At 71.2% G+C, this 21,658-nt stretch carries 17 protein-coding genes; 10 read left to right on the plus strand and 7 right to left on the minus strand.

Going from position 1 to position 21,658, the window contains the following annotated elements:
* Window positions 1–56: 56 nt before the first annotated feature.
* Entirely contained in the window at window positions 57–761 is a 705-nt protein-coding gene (locus tag AB0B96_RS36435) for a response regulator transcription factor (protein ID WP_350946500.1), read from the plus strand.
* 87 nt (window positions 762–848) lie between these two features.
* On the opposite strand, the gene AB0B96_RS36440 is transcribed toward AB0B96_RS36435, so the two are convergent.
* The gene (locus AB0B96_RS36440) at window positions 849–2,042 is read right to left on the minus strand and encodes a crosslink repair DNA glycosylase YcaQ family protein (RefSeq protein ID WP_362906264.1); all 1,194 of its coding nucleotides are present in this window, start codon (window positions 2,040–2,042) and stop codon (window positions 849–851) included.
* 183 nt (window positions 2,043–2,225) lie between these two features.
* Window positions 2,226–2,540: an HGxxPAAW family protein gene (locus tag AB0B96_RS36445; protein WP_362906266.1), complete on the minus strand. Its 315-nt coding sequence runs from the start codon at window positions 2,538–2,540 to the stop codon at window positions 2,226–2,228.
* Window positions 2,541–2,803: 263 nt separating this feature from the next.
* Here AB0B96_RS36445 and secA point away from each other — a divergent pair, with 263 nt between their 5' ends.
* Window positions 2,804–5,617, plus strand: a complete 2,814-nt coding sequence (gene secA, locus AB0B96_RS36450) for a preprotein translocase subunit SecA (RefSeq protein WP_350946503.1) — start codon at window positions 2,804–2,806, stop codon at window positions 5,615–5,617.
* Between the two features lie 247 nt (window positions 5,618–5,864).
* Here secA and AB0B96_RS36455 read toward each other — a convergent pair whose 3' ends face one another.
* The 3 genes from AB0B96_RS36455 to AB0B96_RS36465 form a co-directional block, all read right to left on the minus strand.
* Window positions 5,865–6,446 carry an Rv3235 family protein gene (locus tag AB0B96_RS36455; protein WP_362906269.1) on the minus strand — a complete coding sequence of 194 codons (582 nt, stop codon included), beginning with the start codon at window positions 6,444–6,446 and terminating at the stop codon, window positions 5,865–5,867.
* A gap of 223 nt (window positions 6,447–6,669) precedes the next feature.
* The gene (locus AB0B96_RS36460) at window positions 6,670–8,163 is read right to left on the minus strand and encodes a PTS transporter subunit EIIC (RefSeq protein WP_362906271.1); all 1,494 of its coding nucleotides are present in this window, start codon (window positions 8,161–8,163) and stop codon (window positions 6,670–6,672) included.
* 216 nt (window positions 8,164–8,379) lie between these two features.
* Window positions 8,380–9,120 (minus strand): GntR family transcriptional regulator, encoded by a 741-nt coding sequence (locus tag AB0B96_RS36465; protein ID WP_362906273.1) that lies wholly within the window; start codon window positions 9,118–9,120, stop codon window positions 8,380–8,382.
* A gap of 159 nt (window positions 9,121–9,279) precedes the next feature.
* Here AB0B96_RS36465 and AB0B96_RS36470 point away from each other — a divergent pair, with 159 nt between their 5' ends.
* The 7 genes from AB0B96_RS36470 (at window position 9,280) to AB0B96_RS36500 (ending at window position 15,471) form a co-directional block, all read left to right on the plus strand.
* The gene (locus AB0B96_RS36470) at window positions 9,280–10,314 is read left to right on the plus strand and encodes an SIS domain-containing protein (protein ID WP_362906275.1); all 1,035 of its coding nucleotides are present in this window, start codon (window positions 9,280–9,282) and stop codon (window positions 10,312–10,314) included.
* A gap of 63 nt (window positions 10,315–10,377) precedes the next feature.
* Complete coding sequence (locus AB0B96_RS36475; RefSeq protein WP_350946508.1) at window positions 10,378–10,614, plus strand: glucose PTS transporter subunit EIIB; 237 nt, start codon at window positions 10,378–10,380, stop codon at window positions 10,612–10,614.
* Between the two features lie 176 nt (window positions 10,615–10,790).
* The gene (locus AB0B96_RS36480) at window positions 10,791–11,246 is read left to right on the plus strand and encodes a PTS glucose transporter subunit IIA (RefSeq protein ID WP_362906277.1); all 456 of its coding nucleotides are present in this window, start codon (window positions 10,791–10,793) and stop codon (window positions 11,244–11,246) included.
* A 93-nt stretch (window positions 11,247–11,339) separates the two neighbouring features.
* Window positions 11,340–11,987, plus strand: coding sequence for an HAD family phosphatase (locus AB0B96_RS36485; RefSeq protein WP_350946510.1), 648 nt, complete (start codon window positions 11,340–11,342; stop codon window positions 11,985–11,987).
* Between the two features lie 28 nt (window positions 11,988–12,015).
* A complete protein-coding gene (locus tag AB0B96_RS36490; RefSeq protein ID WP_350946511.1) occupies window positions 12,016–12,273 on the plus strand; it encodes an HPr family phosphocarrier protein in 258 nt (85 codons plus the stop codon).
* Window positions 12,270–13,961: a phosphoenolpyruvate--protein phosphotransferase gene (gene ptsP, locus AB0B96_RS36495; RefSeq protein ID WP_362906279.1), complete on the plus strand. Its 1,692-nt coding sequence runs from the start codon at window positions 12,270–12,272 to the stop codon at window positions 13,959–13,961. Before AB0B96_RS36490 ends, ptsP begins: the two co-directional genes overlap by 4 nt.
* A 115-nt stretch (window positions 13,962–14,076) precedes the next feature.
* On the plus strand, window positions 14,077–15,471 hold the full coding sequence (locus tag AB0B96_RS36500; RefSeq protein ID WP_362906281.1) for a glycoside hydrolase family 3 protein: 1,395 nt from the start codon (window positions 14,077–14,079) through the stop codon (window positions 15,469–15,471).
* Window positions 15,472–15,506: 35 nt separating this feature from the next.
* On the opposite strand, the gene AB0B96_RS36505 is transcribed toward AB0B96_RS36500, so the two are convergent.
* Window positions 15,507–15,632, minus strand: a complete 126-nt coding sequence (locus AB0B96_RS36505; RefSeq protein WP_350946514.1) for a hypothetical protein — start codon at window positions 15,630–15,632, stop codon at window positions 15,507–15,509.
* A 66-nt stretch (window positions 15,633–15,698) separates the two neighbouring features.
* Window positions 15,699–20,339: an HAD-IC family P-type ATPase gene (locus AB0B96_RS36510; protein ID WP_362906283.1), complete on the minus strand. Its 4,641-nt coding sequence runs from the start codon at window positions 20,337–20,339 to the stop codon at window positions 15,699–15,701.
* Between the two features lie 82 nt (window positions 20,340–20,421).
* On the opposite strand from AB0B96_RS36510, the gene AB0B96_RS36515 reads away from it, so the two are divergent.
* Window positions 20,422–21,498, plus strand: coding sequence for a hypothetical protein (locus AB0B96_RS36515; RefSeq protein WP_362906285.1), 1,077 nt, complete (start codon window positions 20,422–20,424; stop codon window positions 21,496–21,498).
* The last annotated feature ends 160 nt before the right edge of the window (window positions 21,499–21,658 follow it).

Below are 21,658 nucleotides of genomic sequence, written 5' to 3' on the forward strand. Positions count from 1 at the left end.
CATGAAACCCGTGTAATCATGGCGGTCCACCGGCTCTGGCCCCCCGAGGAGGAGGCGTGACGGAACCCGACGACGCAACCGGCCCGTCCGGACACGGCGAACCGATCCGCGTGCTGATCGTTGACGATCACGCGTTGATCCGCCGCAGTCTGGAGATGGCGCTGGCCGCGGAGACGGACATCGAGGTTGTCGGCGAGGCGAGCGACGGGCAGGAGGCGGTCGAACTCGCCGACCGCCTCACCCCGGATGTCATGCTCATGGACGTCCGGATGCCACGGAGGAGCGGTATCGAGGCCACTCGTGAGATCAAGGCCTCGGTGCCGAGCACACGGATCATCATGTTGACGGTGAGTGACGAGGAGGAGGATCTCTTCGAGGCGATCAAGGCGGGTGCCACCGGCTATCTGCTGAAGAACGTCCAACTCGACGAGGTCCCGGAGGCCGTCCGCGGCGTCCACGAGGGACAGTCGCTGATCAATCCGGCGATGGCCGCCAAACTCATCAGCGAGTTCGCCAACATGAGCCGTAAGGAGGCCGAGCGCCCCCCGCAACTCCCCGTTCCGCGCCTGACCGACCGGGAGATGGAGGTGCTCCGTCTCGTCGCGAAGGGCATGAACAACCGCGAGATCGCCAAGCAGCTGTTCATCTCGGAGAACACCGTGAAGAACCACGTCAGAAACATCCTGGACAAGCTTCAGCTCCACTCCAGGATGGAGGCGGTGGTCTACGCGGTCCGCGAGCGGATGCTTGAGATCACCTGACGCGTGCCCGGTGCGGTGACCGCCCGGCGGTCACCGCGCCCGGCCCCGGGCGTCACGTTCGCGGGCCGGGCCGCGAGGTCACCGCGCTCAGCCCTGGGCGCCGTCCTTCAGGGCGTCCTGCAGGGGGCCGGCCAGGAGAGGATCGACGCGCTCGACCCGGACGGCCTCGCAGCCGACCCAGCTCGCGGCCTCCCAGAGCGCTCCGGCCAGCGAGGCGGCGCCCCTGGCCGGTGTGACATCGCCTTCGAGGCTCACCTGACGGGCCACCAGCGTGGACCCCTCCCGGGCCGGGTCGATCCGCCCGATCAGCCGGCCCCCGGCGAGGACCGGCATCGTGAAGTAACCGTGGACGCGCTTCTCCTTGGGCACGTACGCCTCAAGGCGGTGGTTGAAGCCGAACACGCGGGCGGTGCGGGCGCGATCCCAGACCAGGGAGTCGAACGGGGAGAGCGGGGTCGTGCGGTGACGGCCCCTGGGCTCGGTCTCCAGCGCGGCCGGGTCGGCCCAGGCGTCGGCGGACCGCTCGGGCCACCCGGCGACGCGGACGGGGACCAGCCCGGTGGAGCCGTCGAGCAGGCACGCGTCGAGCAGCCGTGCCTCCGGGGCCTTCAGCCGCAGGAAGTCGACGAGGTCGGCACGGGTGGCCACGCCGAGCGCGGCCCCGGCCATCCCGGCGAGGCGGGTGACGCACTCGGCGTCGGACAACTCCTCGGCCAGCAGGTCCGCGGGGACCGCGCGCTCCGCCAGGTCGTAGACGCGGCGCCAGCCCACCCTGCGCGTGCAGACGACCTCGCCGGTGTCGAGCAGCCACTCAATGGCGATCTTGGAGTCCGACCAGTCCCACCACGGTCCGCCCTTCTTGGCGCCGCCGATGTCGGCGGTGGTGACCGAGCCGCTCTCACGGACCAGGTTCAGCACCTTGTCGACGCTGTCGGGGACCTCGTGCCAGCGGAACTTCCTCGCACGGAAGTATCTCCGTCTGAAGGCGTACAGCGCCCAGTCGCCGATCGGCAGGATGCAGGCGGCGTGGCACCAGTATTCGAAGGCCCGCGCGGGCTCGTCCCAGTAGGCCCGCTCGACCTCCTGCCTGCCGACGGCGCCGAGGCGGGCGTACGCGACCAGCTCGTGGGAGCGGGCCAGCACGGAGATCGTGTCGAGCTGGACGGCGCCCAGACGGCGCAGGGTCGCGGGGGCGCCGCCTCGCCGGGACTCGGCGCCCAGGAACCCCTGGGCGCGCAGGATGACGCGGCGGGCCTCGTCGGAGGAAAGGGAGAGCTGCATGACCGCCCCAGGGGGAGACAACACGTCGTGGGCCGAGGCTAGCGCCTGACACCGACAACGCGGCCACGCCGGTGTCAGGGGGCGCGTCCGGAGCGGGCGGGGTGAACCCCGGGGCGGGCGGGGATGAGCGCGCGCCCGCCGCGTCCGGGGATGAACCGGGGCGAACCCCGCCGCGCCGGGCGGTCAGTCCAGGACGCTCCGGCCGGTTCCGCTCATCCTGCGAGGAGCCTCGACGACGATGTCCTGGAAGACGCGGAAGACCAAAATGAGAACGCCGCCCATGGCGCAGACCGCCGCACCCATCCAGAAGACGAACCAGTTGGGGCCCAGACAGAGAGCGACCCCCGCGACGGTGAAGCCCAGCAGGATCACGGTCACCGCGAGCCAGGACGACGCCCTTCCCCCGTGGCCCCCCGAGCCCTTGTGGAGCGCGGGACCGCCGTCGCCCCCCTGACCCTCGTGGGTCCCGCCACCTGCCGGACGTGTGTCCTCCGCCATCACGACTCCTCCTCCCAGGCAGTGACCAGGCATGGCGACGCGCCCGCGCGAATCCCTCGCGGACGCGGCAAAGAGCGACATACCCTATGAAGCTGGTCGTACTCTCTCAAAGAAGCGGGCAAGGAACTCCCAGGGCCACAAGAGCGTCTTTGAGGGTGGCTGTGTCTGGTGGCGGAACCGCCTACGATGGCAGCGGAGAACCATGTCTCGTCCTCAGCCGGGCCGGTCCGGCCGCGGAAGACCTGCGAGGAGCTTTACCTAAAGTGCCAGCCTTTCTCGATAGAATTCTTCGCGCCGGCGAAGGCAAGCTTCTGCGTAAGCTCAAGCGGATCGCCGACCAGGTCAACTCCATCGAAGACGACTTCACGAGCTTGACCGACGCCGAATTGCGCGCGCTCACCGACGACTACAAGCAGCGTTACGCCGAGGGTGAATCCCTTGACGACCTGCTTCCCGAGGCGTTCGCCACCGTTCGTGAGGCGTCCAGGCGGGTTCTGGGCAAGCGTCACTTCGACGTGCAGATCATGGGCGGGGCCAACCTGCACATGGGCAACATCTCGGAGATGCGCACCGGTGAGGGCAAGACCCTCACCTGTACGCTGCCCACCTACCTCAACGCCATCTCGGGCAAGGGCGTCCACGTCATCACGGTCAACGACTACCTGGCCAAGCGTGACGGCGACGAGATGGGCCGTATCCACCGCTTCCTCGGCCTCGAAGTCGGCGTGATCCTGGCCAACATGCCGGCCGACGAGCGTCGCAAGCAGTACAACGCCGACATCACGTACGGCACGAACAACGAGTTCGGCTTCGACTACCTGCGCGACAACATGGCGTGGTCGCTCGAGGAGTGCGTCCAGCGCGGCCACCACTTCGCCGTCGTCGACGAGGTCGACTCCATCCTCATCGACGAGGCCAGGACGCCGCTGATCATCTCCGGCCCCGGCGAGCAGTCCGGCAAGTGGTACGCCGAGTTCGCCAAGATCGTCCCCCGGCTCCGCAGGGGCACCGAGGGCAAGGACGGCGAGGAGAACACCGGCGACTACGCCGTCGACGAGAAGAAGCGCACGGTCGGCATCTTCGAGTCCGGCGTGGAGAAGGTCGAAGACTGGCTCGGCATCGAAAACCTCTACAAGCCCGAGCACACCCACCTGGTCGGCTTCCTCAACAACGCGTTGAAGGCCAAGGAGCTCTACAAGAAGGACAAGGACTACATCGTCGTCGACGGCGAGGTCCTGATCGTCGACGAGTTCACCGGTCGAGTCCTGCACGGACGCCGCTACAACGAGGGCATGCACCAGGCCATCGAGGCGAAGGAAGGCGTCAAGATCAAGGACGAGAACCAGACTCTCGCCACGATCACGCTGCAGAACTACTTCCGCCTCTACGAGACCCTCTCCGGCATGACCGGCACCGCGGCGACCGAGGCCAACGAGTTCCACCAGACCTACAAGCTCGGCGTCGTCCCGATCCCGACGAACCGGCCGATGATCCGCAAGGACCAGGCCGACGTGGTCTACAAGACCGAGGACGCCAAGTTCCTGGCGAGCGTCGAGGACATCAAGGAGCGCTACGAGCGGGGCCAGCCGGTGCTGGTCGGCACCACGAGCGTCGCCAAGTCCGAGCGCCTCGCCAAGGAGCTCAAGCGCAAGGGCGTCAAGCACGAGGTCCTCAACGCCAAGAACCACGCCCGTGAGGCGGCCATCATCGCCGAGGCGGGCCGCAAGCACGCCGTCACCGTGGCGACCAACATGGCCGGTCGAGGCACCGACATCATGCTCGGCGGCAACCCCGACTTCCGCGCCGACCTGGAGCTGCGCAGCCGGGGTCTCGACCCGGTCGAGACCCCGGAGGAGTACGACAAGGCCTGGGGCGAGGCGCTGGAGAAGGCCAAGGCGGCCGTGCAGGCCGAGCACGACGAGGTCACCGAGCTCGGCGGCCTCTACGTCCTGGGCACCGAGCGGCACGAGTCGCGGCGCATCGACAACCAGCTCCGCGGCCGTTCCGGCCGTCAGGGCGACCCGGGCGAGTCGCGTTTCTACCTCTCGCTCGAAGACGACCTCATGCGCCTGTTCAACTCGGCGAGGGTCGAGATGATCATGACGCGTCTCAACATCCCCGACGACGTCCCGATCGAGTCCGGCATCGTCTCCAAGGCCATCGCCTCCGCCCAGCACCAGGTCGAGCAGCAGAACTTCGAGATCCGTAAGAACGTTCTGAAGTACGACGAGGTCATGAACCGGCAGCGCAAGGTGATCTACGCCGAGCGTCACCGGGTGCTGGAGGGCGCGGACCTGCACGAGCAGATCCGCGGCTTCGTCAACGACGTGATCGACGAGTACATCGCGGGCGCCACCGCCGAGGGCTTCGCCGAGGAGTGGGACCTCGACAAGCTGTGGAAGGCCCTCGGCCAGCTGTACCCCATCAGCATCACCGCCGAGCAGCTCATCGAGGAGGCCGGGGGACGCGAGGAGCTGACCGCCCAGTTCCTCGACGAGCGGATCAAGGCCGACGCGATGGCCGCCTACGACCGTCGCGAAGAGGAGATCAACGCCCAGGCCATGGACCCGGAGGCGATGCGGGTGCTGGAGCGCCGCGTCATCCTGTCGGTCCTCGACCGCAAGTGGCGCGAGCACCTCTACGAGATGGACTATCTCCAGGAGGGCATCGGCCTGCGGGCGATGGCCCAGCGCGACCCGCTGATCGAGTATCAGCGTGAGGGCTTCGAGATGTTCTCCCAGATGCTTGAGGGCATCAAGGAGGAGTCGGTCGGCTACCTGTTCAACCTTGAGGTCGAGGTCCAGAGCAACCCGATCGTCGAGGAGCACGACCACTCCGAGGACGCCGCGCTCGCGGAGACCCGCTCGATCATCGCCCGTGGCCTGCGCGGCCCGCAGCGTCCCGCCGAGCTGGAGTACACGGCTCCCGGCGAGAGCGGCGAGGTGGAGCACACCCGGGTCAGCACCAAGGCACAGCGCGACGCGTACGGCAACGTGGAGCGCAACGCCCCGTGCCCCTGCGGCTCCGGCAAGAAGTACAAGCGCTGTCACGGAGACCCCAAGAACGTCGAGGTCTGACCGTCGCCGGAGGGCCCGCACCACCACGGTGCGGGCCCTCCGGCGCGTCCGGATCTCCTCCGTTCCGGCGCTCTGGGCGGAGCGCGGCGGGCCGGGGGCGGTGGCCGCACGGATTCCGGCAACGAGCGGTCACGGGCGTGGCGGGCTCCGCGTGGGAGCGGCCGGCCACGATTTCCTGGAACGAGCGACGCGTGCGGCGGACTCTGTCGCGAGCGGGCCGGTCAGGGGGTCGTCGGCTTCACGGTCTTCACGGCCTTTGGGGACGAGCTGCGGACGCGGCGGTGGGCCTGGGCGTCGCGGGCCCTCGGCGCGGGACGCGGTCGGGGGCCGTCTCGAACTCGGTGCACAGCCAGCGCACGCCCCTGCGTTCCAGCCGCAACGCCAGGACGCGCGAGCGGTCGCCGCAGTCGACCACGACGCACATCTCCACGATCCCGTCCTCGGGCTGGGAGACGTGGACCCTGCCGACCCGGGGCGGGCGCGCACTGTCGATGACCTTCCCACTCCTGGCCAGCTCGGCCTGGACCCTGCCGGTCAGGTGACAGGAGACGCTCGCCGGAGGGCGCCTTCCGGACAGGATCTCGGCGACGGCCTGCGCGAGGGCCCGCAGTCTCCGCTCGTCGGGGACCGCGCCGGGCGGGCCCCAGACCAGCGGTTTCCCGGCCGAGGAGCCAGGCTCTCGGGGATCGAGGGCGAGAGCGAGAGTGCCCTGCACGTACGGCGGTACGGCCGGGGCGTTCCCGGTGGGGCGGTCGTCGTCGTAGGGCGGTTCCGCGGCGGGGGAGGGGGCGATTCTGGGGAGTGCTGCCGGGCGTCGTGGGGGCGGCATGAGGGCTCCGATGTGCTGGTCCGGGGGCGGGGAAATCAACACATCAGGGAGTTTTCGGCCCGCTGTGCAGATACGCGGCCCGCCAACTTCCCGGAAATCGCGGTCGCTTCGTCCTGTTGGGCGGAGAAGGTCGCCTCAGGTTGGAGCGGTCGTTTCCGGTTGAGGCGGGTTGTGGCCAGAGCCGTGATCGCTGACGGACGGCCGAAACCACTCGGCGCACCTCTCAGGAGAGGGGCGGTCCGCTCTCCGCGTCTCCCCGGGCCCGGCCGGTGTTCGTGTTTTCCTGAGCCCGGTCGGTGTCCGCGTTTTCCCGTGCCGGATCGTCATCCGCCCGGCTTCGCGCCCGGCCGGTGTTCGTGTCTCCCAGTGTCCGGCCACCGTCCGCGCCTCCCCGCACCGGGGCGGAGGACTCCCCGGAGTCGACGTCGGGTTCGGGCTCGCGGCCGGGGGTCATGATGTTCAGTCTTCTGATCAGGAAGGTGAAAACGGTGTAGTAGATCACCGCGTAGAACAGCCCCATCACGATGATGATCGGTATCCCCCGGGCGTTGGGCGCGGTCCCGTACAGACCGAGGTCGATCAATCCGGAGGAGAAGCTGAAGGCGAGTTTGGCGCCCAGGGCGGAGGCGACGGCCATGGAGATGCCGGTGAGCACGATATGGATCACGAACAGGACCGGCGCCACGAAGATGAAGGCGAACTCGATCGGTTCGGTGATCCCGGTGAGGAACGCGGTGAGCGCCGCGGAGATCATGATCGAGCCGACCGCGGTGCGGCGGTGCGGTGGCGCGGCCCGCCAGATGGCGATCGCGGCGGCGGGCAGGCCGAACATGAGGACCGGGTAGAAGCCGGCCTCGAAGCCGCCGTAGCCGACGGCGCCGTTGTTGAAGCAGATCAGGTCCCCGGCGAGCTTCTTGCCGTCGACCACGCACTCGGGCACCTGGGTCCAGATCACGTTGTTGACGATGTGGTGCATGCCGAGGGGGAGCAGGGCGCGGTTGATCATGCCGTAGATCCCGGCGCCGAGCTCGCTGTTGGAGGCGAGCCAGGCCCCCGAGGCGCGGACCCAGCCGCCCAGCAACGGCCAGACGAAGCCGAAGAGCACGCCGATCACGAGCCCGGCGAAGGCGGTGAGGATCGGCACCAGGCGACGCCCGCCGAAGAAGGCGAGCCAGGTCGGCAGCTTGGTGCGGTAGTAGCGCTGCCAGAGCAGGGCCGAGACCAGGCCCATCACGATCCCCCCGAGCACCCGGGTCGGGTTCTGCGCGCCGAGGTTCAGCACCGTGTCGGGGACGCCGGGGTCGCTCCTGTCGAACACCTCCGTGGTGATGGGCCCCCGCAGATCGGCGTCGAAGAGGATGAAGAACATGTTCATGCTCACGGCGTGGAAGACCAGGTAGCCGACGAGTGCCGCCAGGGCGGTGGAGCCGTCGGCCTTGCGGGCGAACCCGATGGCGACGCCGATCGCGAACAGGATGGGCAGGTTGTCGAACAGGGCGCCGCCCGCGGTGCCGACGACCCGGGCCACGTCGTCGAGCAGCGCGCTGTCGGTCCGGCCGAGGAGGTCGTCCTGCCCGAGCCTGAACAGCAGACCCGCGGCCGGCAGGACCGCGATCGGCAGCATCAGGGACCGTCCCAGGCGCTGGAGCACGCTCATCGCCGCGGACCCGCGCGGGTGGGCGGCGGGCGGACCCGCGTCCGCCGGGAGAGGGCTCATCGGGCTTTCCTCCAGAGGCTGGAAGGGAGGAGGGCGGCGAAGGGGCGGTGGGCGGGGGGTGACGGTGGCGGTACGGGCACGGCGGATGGGACGTTGTCGGAGGGCGAGGTCGGCGGTGGACGGGACGTGCGCGGGAAGTCGAGGCCGGTAACCGGTCTCGGATGTGGCCGAGAAGCGGGATCGGTGGCGGGTCTCGGCTGTGGCCGAGAAGCGTGGTCAGCTGCGGCGGGTCGGTATCTCCAGGATCGTACGGAGCTGGTAGCGGTCGGCGCGATAGGTGGACACCCCGAGTTCCGCGCAGACACCTCCCGCGAAGGAGCGTCGCTGGAGTAGCAGCACGGCCCCGCCGCGCGGCAGCTTCAGCAGGTCGGCGTCACCGGGATCGGCGATGCCGCCGTCGATGGTGAGCTCTCCGGCGTCGAGCACCAGGCCGTAGCGGGTCTCCAGAAGGGCGTAGAGGGAGCGGCCCGTCAGGTCGTGGGTGTCGAGGTCGGGCGCGAGGGAGACGGGAATGTGGGCCCGCTCGATGCACATGGGCTCGTCGGCCGCGGTCCGCAGCCGTTCGATGAAGTGAACCTCGTCGCCCGGCTGGATGCCGAGTTCCCGCGCCAGGTGCGCGCTCGCCCTGACCACCCGCCGGTCCAGGTCGCGGGAGCCGGGTTCCATGCCCCTGGCGCGCATCTCGTCGCTGAAGGAGGTGAGCCGCAGGGACATCTCGATCTTGGGGCGGGCCACGAAGGTGCCCTTGCCCGCCACCCGCTGCAGCCTGCCCTCGGAGACGAGGTGGTCCACGGCCTGCCGCACGGTCATGCGGGACAGTCCGAAGCGCTGGCAGAGCTCGCGTTCCGACGGGATCGCCGTGCCGATCGCCAGCTCGTTGTTCTCGATGAGATCGAGCAGGATCTCCCGGAGCTGGAAGTATTTGGGCACCGGGCTGTCCGGATCGATCCGGGCCACAGGATCCTCCCCCCTCGATCTGAGATGCCTCATGAGTTATGGTTCGTACTGGTCTAGTCCGGACTAGACCACAGGCCGGAAAAGGGTGTCAACGTACGGACCGGAGACGGATCGGTAACGGCCCGGTCTCGTCCGTCCGAACCGAAGGATGAGCGCGAGATGACGACCAAGATGCGCAGCGAGATCGCCGAGCAGCCCGCCGCGCTGCGAGCCACGCTCGACGCACTTCTCCCCAGGGTCGGGGAGGTGGAGCGGCTCGCCGGGCAGACCCGCCAGCTGCTGTTCATCGCCCGCGGCACCTCCGACAACGCCGCGGTCTACGGCCGCTATCTCGCCGAGACGCACACGGGCAGGCTCTCCACGCTCGCCGCTCCCTCGATCGCCACGACCTACCGGCGCAGGCTGGACCTCGACGGTGTGCTGGCCGTCGCCCTCTCCCAGTCGGGCAGGACCGAGGAGATCGTCGAGACCCTCGCCTGGGCGAAGGACTGCGGTGCCAGGACCGTGGCCATCACCAATGGTGGCGAGCAGACCCCCCTCGCGCAGGCCGCCGACCTCGCCCTGTGCACGGTCGCGGGCGAGGAGAAGGCCGTCCCCGCCACCAAGACCTACACCACCGCGCTCGCCGCGCTCGCCGTGCTCGCCCTCGGGCTCGGCGCGGACGTCGACGCCGCCGATCTGCGGCGGGTTCCGGACGCGGTCGAGAAGCTGATCGGTGACCCGGGCGACCTGGAGGCGATCGTCGAGGGCCTGGCAGACAAGCCGGGTGTCGTGGTCTCCGGCCGGGGTCTGGCCTTCTCCACCGCGCTGGAGGTGGCGCTCAAGCTCAAGGAGGCCTGCTACCTGCACGCGATGGGCCTGTCGTACGCCGACCTTCTGCACGGCCCGATCGCCGTGGTCGACTCCGACACCCCGGCCATCCTGGTCGCGGCGGGCGAGGGCCCGACCCTGGCGGGCACCGTGGCGCTCGCGGAGAGGGTGACCGGCGCGGGCGCCTCGGCGTACACGGTCGGCGGCGGCAATGCGCTCTCCTCGGTCGCCACCGCCGCGCTGAACGGCCCCGACCTTCCCGAGTGGGTCGCGCCGCTGGGCCTCATCGTCCCAGGTCAGCTGCTCACCGAGGCGCTCGCGCGCAGGCTGGGGATCGACCCCGACTCCCCCCGAGGTCTCAACAAGGTGACCCAGACCGACTGATCGTGACATGTCCTTTAGCCTGGTCATAGCCTTGGGGACAGGGTGATCACATCTGGAGGCGACATGGCGGCCGACGCCGACGCGATCATCGCTGGACTCGGTGGGGCGGACAACATCATCGAGATCGAACCGTGCATCACCCGGCTCCGCACCGAGGTGCGCGACGCCTCCAGGGTCGACCAGGCCGCCCTGCGGGCGGCCGGCGTGCACGGTGTGATGGCGGCGGGCAACGTCGTCCAGGTGGTGGTGGGCCCCGAGGCCGACACGATCGCCAGCGACATCGAGGACATCATCGGCTGAACACGACCGACATGGACATGGGCACGAGCCGATCAGGGCAGGGGAGGACGCTCTCACGGCGGGGGTGTGCCCGAACGGCCCGAACGGCCCGAGTGGTACGGGCGACGCGGGTGGCAGGGGCGGCAGGGTCAGGGATGGGCCGCCCTCGCGGGCGGCGGCAGGCCGAGGGGGGAACGGTGACCACAGTTCTGGCACCGGTCGCGGGGGTGGCCGTGCGGCTCGGCTCGGTGCCCGACCCGGTTTTCTCCGAAGGACTGGTCGGGCCCGGTGTGGCGATCGAGCCGGACAGGGTGCCCGGCAGGGTGCTCTCTCCCATCGCGGGCACCATCGTCAAGCTGCACCCGCACGCGTTCGTGGTCGTCGGCGACGACGGCCGGGGGGTCCTCGTCCACCTCGGCATCGACACGGTCGAACTCAGGGGCGAGGGCTTCGAGACACTGGCCGCCGAGGGTGACCGGGTGAGCGCGGGGCAGCCGGTGGTGGCGTGGGATCCGGCCGGGATCGAGGCCGGCGGGCGCTGCCCGATCTGCCCGGTCGTGGCGCTCGACGCCGCCGCGAGTGCCGTCACCGGCCTCGTCACGGGGGCCGTCGACGCCGGGGACGACCTTTTCGAGTGGGACGATCCGGTCTGAGAGCTCGCGGAAGCGACCACGAGACACTGGCCGTGCGACACCGGGCGAAGCCGAGAGTGGGGACGAGAAGTGGCGACGACAGCGAGACCGCCCGTGAAGGCGGCACTCTTCGATCTCGACGGAACGCTGATCAACACCGAGCGGCGGAGCATGGCGATGTGGTCGATGCTGCTCGACAGCCACGGGGTGGTCCACGACGAGATCGTGCTGCGCGGATTCATGGGACGGCGTGGGCGCGACGTCCTGACGGAGCGCGCCCATCTCTTCCCCGGTAAGCGGATCGACGACCTGATCGAGGAGGTCTTCTCCTTCCAGGACCATCCCGGCCTGCCCGGCATCGTGCCGGTGCCCGGCGCCGCCGAACTGGTCCGCAGGGTCGCGGCGCACGGTTCGCCGGTCGCGGTCGTCACCTCCGCCGACCGTGACTGGGCGGAGGAACGGCTCGCGCAGGTCGGTGTCCGCGACCTGCTGGAGACGATCGTGTCCGCCCACGACGTGATCGTGGGCAAGCCCGACCCCGAGGGATTCCTCCTGGCCGCCGCACGCCTGTCGGTCGATCCGGCACACTGTGTGGCGTTCGAGGATTCCATTGCCGGGATCACGGCGGCGAAGGCGGCGGGCATGGCGTGCGTGGGCATAGCGACCACGCACGCGGGCACCGAGCTGGCCGGGGCCGATCTCGTGGTCACCGACCTGACGGGGGTCGCCTGGCCCCTGTCGCCCAACGATCTCGCGGTCTAGACCGCGAGAGGACTCTCGGGAGGAACACGTGGCCGAGCGCCAAGTCATCGTCAAGTCGGAGGTCGGCCTGCACGCCAGACCCGCCGCGACGTTCGTCCAGACGGCCGCCAAGGCGTCCCTGGACGTCACCGTCGCCAAGGGGGGCGGCGAGCCGGTGAACGCGAAGAGCATCCTGGGGGTCCTCTCGCTCGATGTGAGGGAGGGCGACACCGTGGTGATCAGGGCGGAGGGTGAGGGGGCCGACGAGCTCGTCGACCGGCTGGCCGACATCGCGTCGGCGCCGTGAGCACACTCACCGGGGTGGGGGTCAGCCCCGGGGTCGGTGTCGGCCCCGCCCACGTGCTCGCGTACGAGGCGACCGTCCCCGCCCCTGACTCCCGGCACGGCGGGGACGCCGGGGACGCCGAGGCGGAGCTGGCCAGGGCCGGGCGGGCGCTGGAGCGGGTCGCCGCCGACCTGGAGGAGCGGGGGGTCCGCGTCGGAGGCGAGGCGAGGGAGATCCTCCAGGCGCAGGCCATGATGGCGCGCGACCCCGGCCTGGCCGACGGGGTGGCGAGGCTGGTCGAGGCGGGTACCTCCGCGGCCCGCGCGGTCTACGAGGCGTTCGGCCACTACCGCGACCTGCTCGCCGCGGCCGGGGGATACCTCGGCGCGCGCGTCGCGGACCTGGACGACATCAGGGACCGTGTCGTCGCGGTGATCGAGGGCAGGTCGATGCCCGGCGTGCCCACCGGCACCGGGCAGCCGTACGTCCTCGTCGCCCGTGACCTGGCGCCCGCCGACACGGCGCTGCTGTCTCCCGACGTGGTGGCGGCCTTCGTCACCGAGCAGGGCGGACCCACCGGCCACACCGCGATCCTCGCCCGCGCCCTGGGGGTGCCGGCCGTGGTGGCCTGCCAGGGGGTGACCTCGATCGTTCCGGGGACGCCGCTGCTGGTCGACGGTGCCTCGGGCCTCGTACGGCCCGAGCCCTCCGACGACGAGGTCCTCCGGGCGCGCGAGGCCGCCGCCGCGCGGAAGGCGGGACAGGCGTCCGCCAAGGGGCCGGGCAGGACCGCCGACGGGCACGCCGTGCCGCTGCTCGCCAACATCGGCGGGCCGCGCGACGTGGCCGCCGCGCTGGAGCACGGGGCCGAGGGGGTCGGACTGTACCGGACCGAGTTCCTCTTCCTCGACCGGGCCGAGGCGCCCTCAGAGCAGGAGCAGGAGGCCGCCTACCTGGAGGTGCTGGACGCCTTCCCCGGCGGCGGGGTGGTCGTGCGGACCCTCGACGCGGGAGCCGACAAGCCTCTCGCCTTCCTGCCACCGGGAGCGCACGAGCCCAACCCGGCGCTGGGGGAGCGCGGGGTGCGGCTGTTCAGGACGCACCCGGAGATCATGGACACCCAGCTCGCCGCGCTGGCCGCGGCGGCCTCCCGTTCGTCGGCGAGGCTCCAGGTGATGGCGCCGATGGTGGCCACCGCCGAGGAGGCCGCCTGGTTCGCCGACGCCTGCGACGCGGCGGGGCTGCCGTCGGCGGGCGTGATGATCGAGATCCCGTCGGCGGCCCTGCGCGCCGCCGACCTGGCGGTCCGTGCTGCTTTCTTCTCCATCGGCACCAACGACCTCGCCCAGTACGCCCTCGCCGCCGATCGGCAGCTGGGCGCGCTGGCCGGGCTCCAGGAGGCATGGCAGCCCGCGCTGCTCGACCTGGTCGCCCTCGCCGCGGCGGGTGCCGCCGAGCGCGGGAGGCCGTGCGGGGTCTGCGGTGAGGCCGCGGCCGATCCCGCCCTCGCCTGTGTCTTCGTCGGGCTCGGGGTGACCTCGCTGTCGATGTCCGCCCCGTCGCTGCCCGCCGTGCGGGCCGCTCTGGCGCGCCACACGCGGCAACAGTGCCACCTCGCCGCCGTCGCGGCGCGGGCCGCCTCCTCCGCGGGCGAGGCGCGCGCCGAGGCGCGCTCGCACCTGCCCGGCCTCGCCGATCTCGGCCTCTGACGTGGGTGGATCCCCTTCACAGGTGGCGAGGACCCGGCGGGTGAGGGGCGTGGGGCCGGTGGTGACCGGGTGGATGCGGAGGCAGTGGTGCGCGAGCCCGGATAGCGTAAGCGGCATGGCTCGGTGGACACGTGTGGCGGGTATCGCAGTGATCGCGACGATGATGGCGGGATGCGCCGAGGCGGGGATGGCCGCTCCGCCCACCTCGGGTGCCACCCGGGCGGACGAGACCCCCGCGAACGCCGACGCGGCGGCACCCACCGGCACGACCGCTGTGACCCCCGGGGCCGCTGTGACCCCTGAGACCCCCGGTACCCCAGATCCCTCCGCTCCCCCCGCGGCCTCCGCGACGGCGGAGGCGCCGGGCGTGGAGGGCGTGCTCGCCGCGATGAGCGTGGAGGAGAAGGTCGGCCAGCTGTTCATGCCCGTGCTCTACGGCCCGTCGGCCGACACGGCGTCGGGGGAGAACCAGGCGAGGTTCGGCGTGGACACCCCGGCGAAGATGGTCGCCCGCTATCGCCCCGGCGGGGTGATCCTCTTTCCCTGGGCGGGCAACGTGAAGAATGTGCGGCAGGTCGTGGCGTTGACCAACGGGCTGCAGAAGGCGTCCCCCGAGATCCCGCTCCTGATCGGCATCGACCAGGAGAACGGCAAGGTATCCCGCCTCGCCCCCCTGGTCACCCCCCTGCCCGGGGCCTCGGTCATCGGCGCGACCGGCGACGTCTCGCTGGCCCGCCGGGCCGCCAAGGTGACGGGCACCGAACTGCGCGCCCTGGGCGTGAACCTCGACTTCGCGCCCGTCGCCGACGTCAACCTCAACCCGCGCAACCCGGTGATCGGCCCGCGCGCGTACGGCTCCGACCCGAAGAAGGTGGCGCCGATGGTCGCCGCCGCCGTACAGGGCTTCCACGACGCGGGAATCGGGGCGACGGCGAAGCACTTTCCCGGTCACGGTGACACCGCCGTCGACAGCCACACCGGGCTGCCGGTGATCAAGCACTCCCGGTCCCAGTGGAACAGACTGGACGCTCCGCCGTTCGCCGCGGCGATCGGCAAGGACGTCGACGCGATCATGAGCGCGCACGTCGTGATGCCGAAGCTCGACCCCTCGGGGGACCCCGCCACCCTCTCCAAGCCGATCCTGACCGGGCTGCTCCGCGAGAAGCTCGGCTTCGACGGGGTCGTCTCGACCGACGCGCTGGACATGGCGGGGGTACGCAAGAAGTACCGCGACGGGGATGTCGCGGTACGGGCGATCCAGGCGGGGGTGGACCTGCTGCTCATGCCGCCGGACTACCGCGAGGCCCATCGGGCGCTGCTCGCGGCCGTGGCGTCCGGAAAGATCTCCGAGGCGCGGCTCGACCAGTCCGTCCGGCGACTGCTGAAGCTGAAGGCCGCTCGCGGCCTGCTGAACAAGGCGCCGGTCGCCGACCCCGCCAAGGCCGAGCGGGTGCTTCGCTCGGCCGAGCATCTCAAGGTCGCCCGGCTCATCGCCTCACGGGGCCGCTGAGCGGGACCCCGGGGCTCCGTGCCGTCAGGGGTGGATCAGGCGACCTGAAGGTTGCCGGTCCTGGCCAGCGAGACGACGAGCGACTGGATGATGCGCGTGAGCAGGGCCTCGATCAGCATGACGGCGGCCTTCGCGATCACGGTGGAGATGAATCCGGACATAGTAACCTCACAGGGAGAAAGGGGTCTTAAGGCGATAATTCATACCAAAGGAGTCTAAGTCACCAGTCACGAGGTTACCGTTTGGTGAACGTTCGGTGACGAACCCCGCCTCGACGCCTGGAAGGCCACCCCGGCCGCCGTCGTGGCGGCCGCGCTCCCCAGGGCGACCGTCCACCCCACCGGCCCCAGGTAGCGGCAGTCGAAGAACCGGCAGAGCCACGGGAGCGAGACCGACGCCCCCAGAACGCCGAGGGAGAGCAGCGAGGCGAGAACGACCATGCGATCCCGGCTGCCCATCGCCAGGGTCTGCAGCAGCTGCGACGCCACGAGCGCGACCAGCCCCATCGAGTTCGCCCGCCCGCGCGTACCGGTCACCCTGCCGATCGCCCAGGCCAGACCCGCCGCGCTCGCCGTGGTGGCGGCACGCAGGTAGATGTCGCGGGTCAGGGAGGCCCCCAGCGAGGCCTCGGGCCCCTCGTCGAGCAGCTTCTCCGGGCTGGTGGCCGTCGGCGGCCTGGAGGCCACCGCCATCGCGGGCAGCATGTCGGTGAGCAGGTTGACCAGCAGCAGCTGCCGGGCGTTCAGCACGTTTCCGCCGCTGACCAGGCTGGACCCGACCGCGAAGACGATCTCGCCGATGTTGCCGCCGAGCAGGATGCTCAGGGCGTCGCGGACCGAGCTCCACATCGCCCTGCCCTCGATGATCGCGTCGACGATCGTCTCGATGCGGTCGTCGGTCACCACGATGTCGGCCGCCGCCCGCGCCGCCGGGGTGGCGCGGGAGCCGAGGGCGATCCCCACGTCCGCGACCCGGATCGCGGGGGCGTCGTTGGCGCCGTCGCCGGTGACCGCGACCACCTTGCCGGTCCGGCGCAGGCAGCCGACGATCCGCGCCTTGTGCGCCGGAGTGGTCCTGGCGAAGACCGTCACCTCGGGCAGCGCCTCCACCAGGGCGTCGTCGTCCATCTCGTCCAGCTCGGGCCCCGTCATCACCTGCCCGCCGTTCAGCACGTTCAGCTCGACGCCGATCGCCTCGGCCGTGCTCGGATGATCGCCCGTGATCATGACAACGCGTACGCCCGCCCGGGTGAGGCGGCCGACGCTCTCCGCGGCCGTGGGCCGCACGGGGTCGGCGAGGCCGAGGAACCCGAGAAAGCACAGCTCCTGGATGCGGGACTCGTCGAGATCACGACGGCTGGAGGCGGGGCGCTCCGCGACCGCGAGCACCCGATAGCCCTGCCGGGCGAGCTGGTCGAGCTCTTTTTCGATCTCCGCCACGAGATGGTCCGCGAGGGGGACCACCTGGCCGTCACGAAGTATGGAGGTGCACCGGGTGATCATGATCTCCGGAGCGCCCTTGACGCTCAGCAGCGGGCCGGAGTCACCCTTGCCGAGTACGGCGTGGTAGCCGCGCCCCGGCTCGAAGGGGATCTCGTCGATCCGCTCCCAGCTCCCGGCCCCCTTCTCGGTCACGCCCAGCTGCTCGGCCCCCTTGAACACGGCACGGTCGGTGGGATGCGCGACGGAACGCCCCTCGCCATGCTTGGGGCAGGCGCGTACCCCCGCGGTCACGACGTACCTCAGCTCGGGCGTCAGGTCCTCCAGAGTGCGTGCCTCCTGCAGGTCGGAGACGCACCGCAGGCTGATGCGCCCCTCGGTGAGGGTTCCCGTCTTGTCGAAACACAGGACGTTCACCCGGCCGAGGGCCTCGATCGTGGAGGGATTGGGCACCAGGGTCCTGCGGGTCGACAGCCGCCGCGCGGAGGCGAGCTCCGCGACCGAGGCGACGAACGGCAGCCCTTCGGGTACGGCGGCGACGGCGAGGCTCACCGCCGGCGCGAGCGCCTGCGCCATGGGGCTGCCGCGCAACAGGTCGGTGGCGAGCAGGACGACGCCGGATCCGACCGCGACGGGAAGGACCCGCCGGCTCAGCTCCCGCAGCCGCAACCGCACGCCCGAGGCCGGGGGCTGCTCCGCGGCGAGCCTGGCGGTCCTCGCCGCCTCGGTCGACTCACCCGCGGCGACCACCACGGCGAGCCCGCTTCCGGCCGCCACCGTCGTCCCCTGGTAGACCATCGAGGTCCGGTCGGCGACGGCGGGCGCGTTGACGGGCTCCGGTGACTTGGTGACGAGCTGCGACTCGCCGGTCAGGGCGGCCTCGTCGATCTCCAGGCCCACCGCCTTGAGTACGCGGCAGTCGGCCGGCACGGTGTCACCCGCGCGCAGCTCGACCACATCGCCGGGTACGAGGTCCTCGACGGTCGCCTTCACCCGCTCGTGGGAGCGAGCGGCGCTCGCCTTCTCCTGAGGGCCGGGATCGGAAGGTGGAGCCGATCTCGCCCGCTTGCCCGGTGTGAGGTCCTTGGCGGTCACGTTCGCCTGATCCTGGGGGCGGCGCAGCCGTACGGGAATCGCCACCGTCTCGGTCAGGCGGTGCAGTGCCCGGTCGGCCCTGTATCGCTGGCTCCCTCCGATGAGAGCGTTGGCGAGCACGACCGTGCCGATCATCACCGAGTCGGAGACCGAGCCGACCATGGCCGACAGGCCCGCCCCGGCCGCCAGGACGGGGGTGAGCGGGTTGGCCAGCTCCTCGGCGGACACGTGGAGCAGCGAATCGGGGCCCTTCGGCTCTCCCGATCCGGTGGTCGACCTGCGCCGCCTGGCCTCGGCCTCACTGATCCCCTCGGCCGACGAGCCCAGCAGGGCCAGGACCTCCTTGGCGGGCATCGCGTGCCAGGGGGTCGTGTCGATCAGGACCGGCGGCTTCTCCCGTCCGGCCTGCCAGCCCGCCCACCCGCCCGCGACGAGGGCGGCCATTGACGTGCAACTGCTCGCGAACTGCGCCTTGCTCTGGGAGTTCTCCGCCGGTCCGAGGGTCGTCAGCACGCCTCCGGCGACGGTTCCCGCGGTGGTGAGCCACACGCAGCGTTCGCTCGTCCTCCTCGCGGGCCCCAGGCAACTCAGGAGCAGGTGAACCTCCTCAAGCTCGGCGATCACGTCCGCGTCCCAGGGCACCCGGCCCGAGCGGCGCAGCACACCGATCCCCAGGTCGGCCTGGGCGAGCGCGGCCATGCGGCGCTCCGACACCACGGCGACCCCGTGACCCGCCGCCTGGAGGGCGCGGACCGACCGGGCGAGCCGGGGACCGCCCGGCACGATCTCGTCGATGCCGAGCCGCAGGCCGAGTTCCGTGTCGTCTCCCGCGAGCGCCACGGCGCACGCACCCCCGGCCGCGGCGACGATCGCGTCGGCGAGCGGGTCGACCCGCGGCGCCATGCCGACAAGGGCGACGGGAACGCCCTTCCTCGTCACGTGAACGGCCCGGATCCCCCGGACCTCCCAGTCCCTGGCCTCCTCCGTGACGAGCCCGGCGGGACCCTCGAGGGGTTCGGCCTTCCACGTGTCGCGCTCCCTCCGCGCGCCGGGGTCGTCGACGTCGATCAGGGTGAGCAGCCGCGCACGCAGCACGTCGAGCCCTTCGCCGTTCGCGGAGTCCGCGTCACCGAGGGGGATGATGCGGTCGATCTCCCACGAACCGGTGCCGAGCACGTCGGCGTCGAGGATGACCGTGTCGATGCCGTCCATGCGGCGCAGGGCGCGATTGTGGAGGACGACCGCGCCGCGTCTCGCCAGGGCGCGCCCGATCGCGACCGCGAAGAACTCGCGGCCCAGTTTCGCGGCCTTGGGCGTCGTCGCGGTGAGCATGGCGACGGCACGCGCGTGGCCGTCGCCGAGAAGGTACGTCAGCCCGGAGGCGCCGGCCGCCACCGGGCTTCCGACGCGTTCGAACCGATCCACCGGGCTGTGGGCCATGGGCGCGGGACGCCGCCTCCTCGCGGTGCGGATGTGGCGGTAGGAGCCCTTTCTCGACGCCAGTTCGTGCTGGCGCGCCTCCCAGGCCCGCCGCGTGTCGCGCGCCTCGGCGTAGCGGCCCGCGGCGGTGATCGACTGGACGAGCATCTCCACCCGGCGCAGCGCCAGGGTGTGGGTGACGATGTTCGCCGTCGCGAACAGGTTGACGGTGGCCGGACCGCCGATGCGGCGTTCCACCTCGTGGCGGACTCTCGGGGTGGACTCGGCCAGACCCAGCAGGGCGGGAAAGATCGGCGGGATCGACGGTGCGCGCACCGCCTGCCCGGCGAACGCCACACCCGCCCCGATCAGGTTCGCGCCGAGCCGGATGCCGGCCCGGGTGTGCCGCTCCACCAGCCTGGCGGTATGGTGCTCCACCAGCCTGGAGGCGACGAATTTCAGCGCCGGAGACGAGGTCTCGCCGGACTCGGTGTCCTCTTCCTCCTCTTCGGCTTCCTCCTCTTCCTCTTCGGCTTCTTCGGCTTCCTCTTCCAGGTCGTCGGTCAGATCGTCGCCCGCACCCTCGTCGTCGAGGGCGTCGATGATCGCCATCAGCCTCTCCAGGTCGACCAGGCCCGTGTCACACCCCACGAAGACGGAGCCGAGGACACCGTTGACCTCCGCTCGCTCGACCCCCTCCAGCTTCAGCAGGGCCTTCTCCAGCCGCCGGGCCTTGGAGTCGCTCCCCGGAGCGCCGATCACACGCAGATCGACATGGAGCCCTCCGGAACAGACACGCCTCCCACGCGAATGTGGCAGGGCGTTTCTGACCGCGCCGGGTACGACCTTGATCGCACCGGGCACGACGCTCCAGAGGGTTTCCGCGGGAACGGACAGCAGGCGGGGCACGAACATTCAGATCTCCAGCAGACAAGATGACGGGGCCGATCAGGCCTTTGTTGACGCGTGGCCTGATCGGCCCCATCGCTGCGACTACTTGGACGACTTCCCGGAGGTCGACCCTTTCGAGCGAGAGGCGGACGGCGTCGCCCGGGACGCGGAGCTCGCGGTGCGAGAGGTGGACGCCGACGCGCGAGCCCGCGAAGTGGGCGTCGCGGCCCGTCGCGACGTGGACTTCGTGGTCCGCGACGCCGGCTTGGTGGTCCGCGACGCCGGCTTGGTGGTCCGTGCCGCGGGTTTCGCGGCCCGGGACGCGGGCTTCGCGGTCCGTGAGCGCGAGGTGGACGTGCCGGCCCGGGAAGCGCCGCTCGTGGTTCGTGAGGTGGTGCTTCCCGCACGGCTCGCGGTGGTGCGGGTCCGTGAGGTGGGGCTCGTGGCCCGGGACGCGGCGCCGGTCGCGCGTGAGGCGGCGCCCGCCGCGCGTGAGGCGGCACCGGTCGCCCGTGAGGCGGCGGCGCCGGTCGCGCGGGTCGCGGCGCCCGCCGCGCGTGAGGTGGTGCTTTTCGCACGGGATGTGGGTTTCGTGGCCCGTGAGGCGGTGCCCCCTGTACGGCTCGCGGTGGTGCGGGTCCGTGAGGTGGGGCTCGTGGCCCGGGACGCGGCGCCCGCCGCGCGTGAGGCGGCGCCGGTCGCCCGTGAGGCGGTGCGGGTCGCGCGTGAGGCGGCGGTGCCCGCCGCGCGGGTCGCGGTACCGGCTGCCCGGGACGCGGCGCTCGCGGTGCGCGACGCGGCGGTGCCCGCGGCTCGGGAGACGGTGCTCGCGGTCTTGGAGGCGGTGCGTGACGCGGACGCCGCCGTACGGGAGGGCGTGGTCCGTGCCGTGGGCTTCGCGGTCCGTGAACGTGAGGTGGACGTGCCGGCCCGTGTCCGGGACGTGGTGCCTCCCGTGCGAGAACGGGATGTGGCACCGGTGGTCCGGGTCCGGGATGTCGCCCTCGTCGTCGGGGACGTGGCGCCGCCGGGCGAGGCGGCGGATGTCGAGGGTCTGGAGACCGGGCTCGGCGCCCCGTTCTTCCTGCGTGCACGTTGCGCGATCAGCGTTCCGACCCCGATGGCCGCCGCTACCGGCCATTCGAGCAATCCAGCCACCGCGAGCGCGCCGAGCCCTCCGTAGTAGGCGATGCGCTCGGCCGGCGGGAGGAAGGACTTGGCCGTGTCCACGGCCTGTCCCGCCTCCTGCCTGCTGACATGCGGCAAGTGAACATGCGGAGGCCGCAGCTGCACGGTCATCATCGGAAGTTTGAGCGTTAACGATTTGCCGTCCTGTTTCCCGC

Origin of the sequence: Streptosporangium sp. NPDC049046, from assembly GCF_040649155.1 — a bacterium.
Taxonomy (GTDB): domain Bacteria; phylum Actinomycetota; class Actinomycetes; order Streptosporangiales; family Streptosporangiaceae; genus Streptosporangium.

Bases quoted from the DNA above. Each gene is read 5' to 3' on its own strand.
- AB0B96_RS36440 (WP_362906264.1), bottom strand. From the start codon at position 2,042: ATGCAGCTCTCCCTTTCCTCCGACGAGGCCCGCCGCGTCATCCTGCGC.
- AB0B96_RS36445 (WP_362906266.1), bottom strand. From the start codon at position 2,540: ATGGCGGAGGACACACGTCCGGCAGGTGGCGGGACCCACGAGGGTCAG.
- AB0B96_RS36500 (WP_362906281.1), top strand. From the start codon at position 14,077: ATGGCTCGGTGGACACGTGTGGCGGGTATCGCAGTGATCGCGACGATG.
- AB0B96_RS36475 (WP_350946508.1), top strand. From the start codon at position 10,378: ATGGCGGCCGACGCCGACGCGATCATCGCTGGACTCGGTGGGGCGGAC.
- AB0B96_RS36510 (WP_362906283.1), bottom strand. From the start codon at position 20,339: ATGTTCGTGCCCCGCCTGCTGTCCGTTCCCGCGGAAACCCTCTGGAGC.
- AB0B96_RS36505 (WP_350946514.1), bottom strand. From the start codon at position 15,632: ATGTCCGGATTCATCTCCACCGTGATCGCGAAGGCCGCCGTCATGCTG.
- AB0B96_RS36460 (WP_362906271.1), bottom strand. From the start codon at position 8,163: ATGAGCCCTCTCCCGGCGGACGCGGGTCCGCCCGCCGCCCACCCGCGC.
- AB0B96_RS36455 (WP_362906269.1), bottom strand. From the start codon at position 6,446: ATGCCGCCCCCACGACGCCCGGCAGCACTCCCCAGAATCGCCCCCTCC.
- AB0B96_RS36470 (WP_362906275.1), top strand. From the start codon at position 9,280: ATGACGACCAAGATGCGCAGCGAGATCGCCGAGCAGCCCGCCGCGCTG.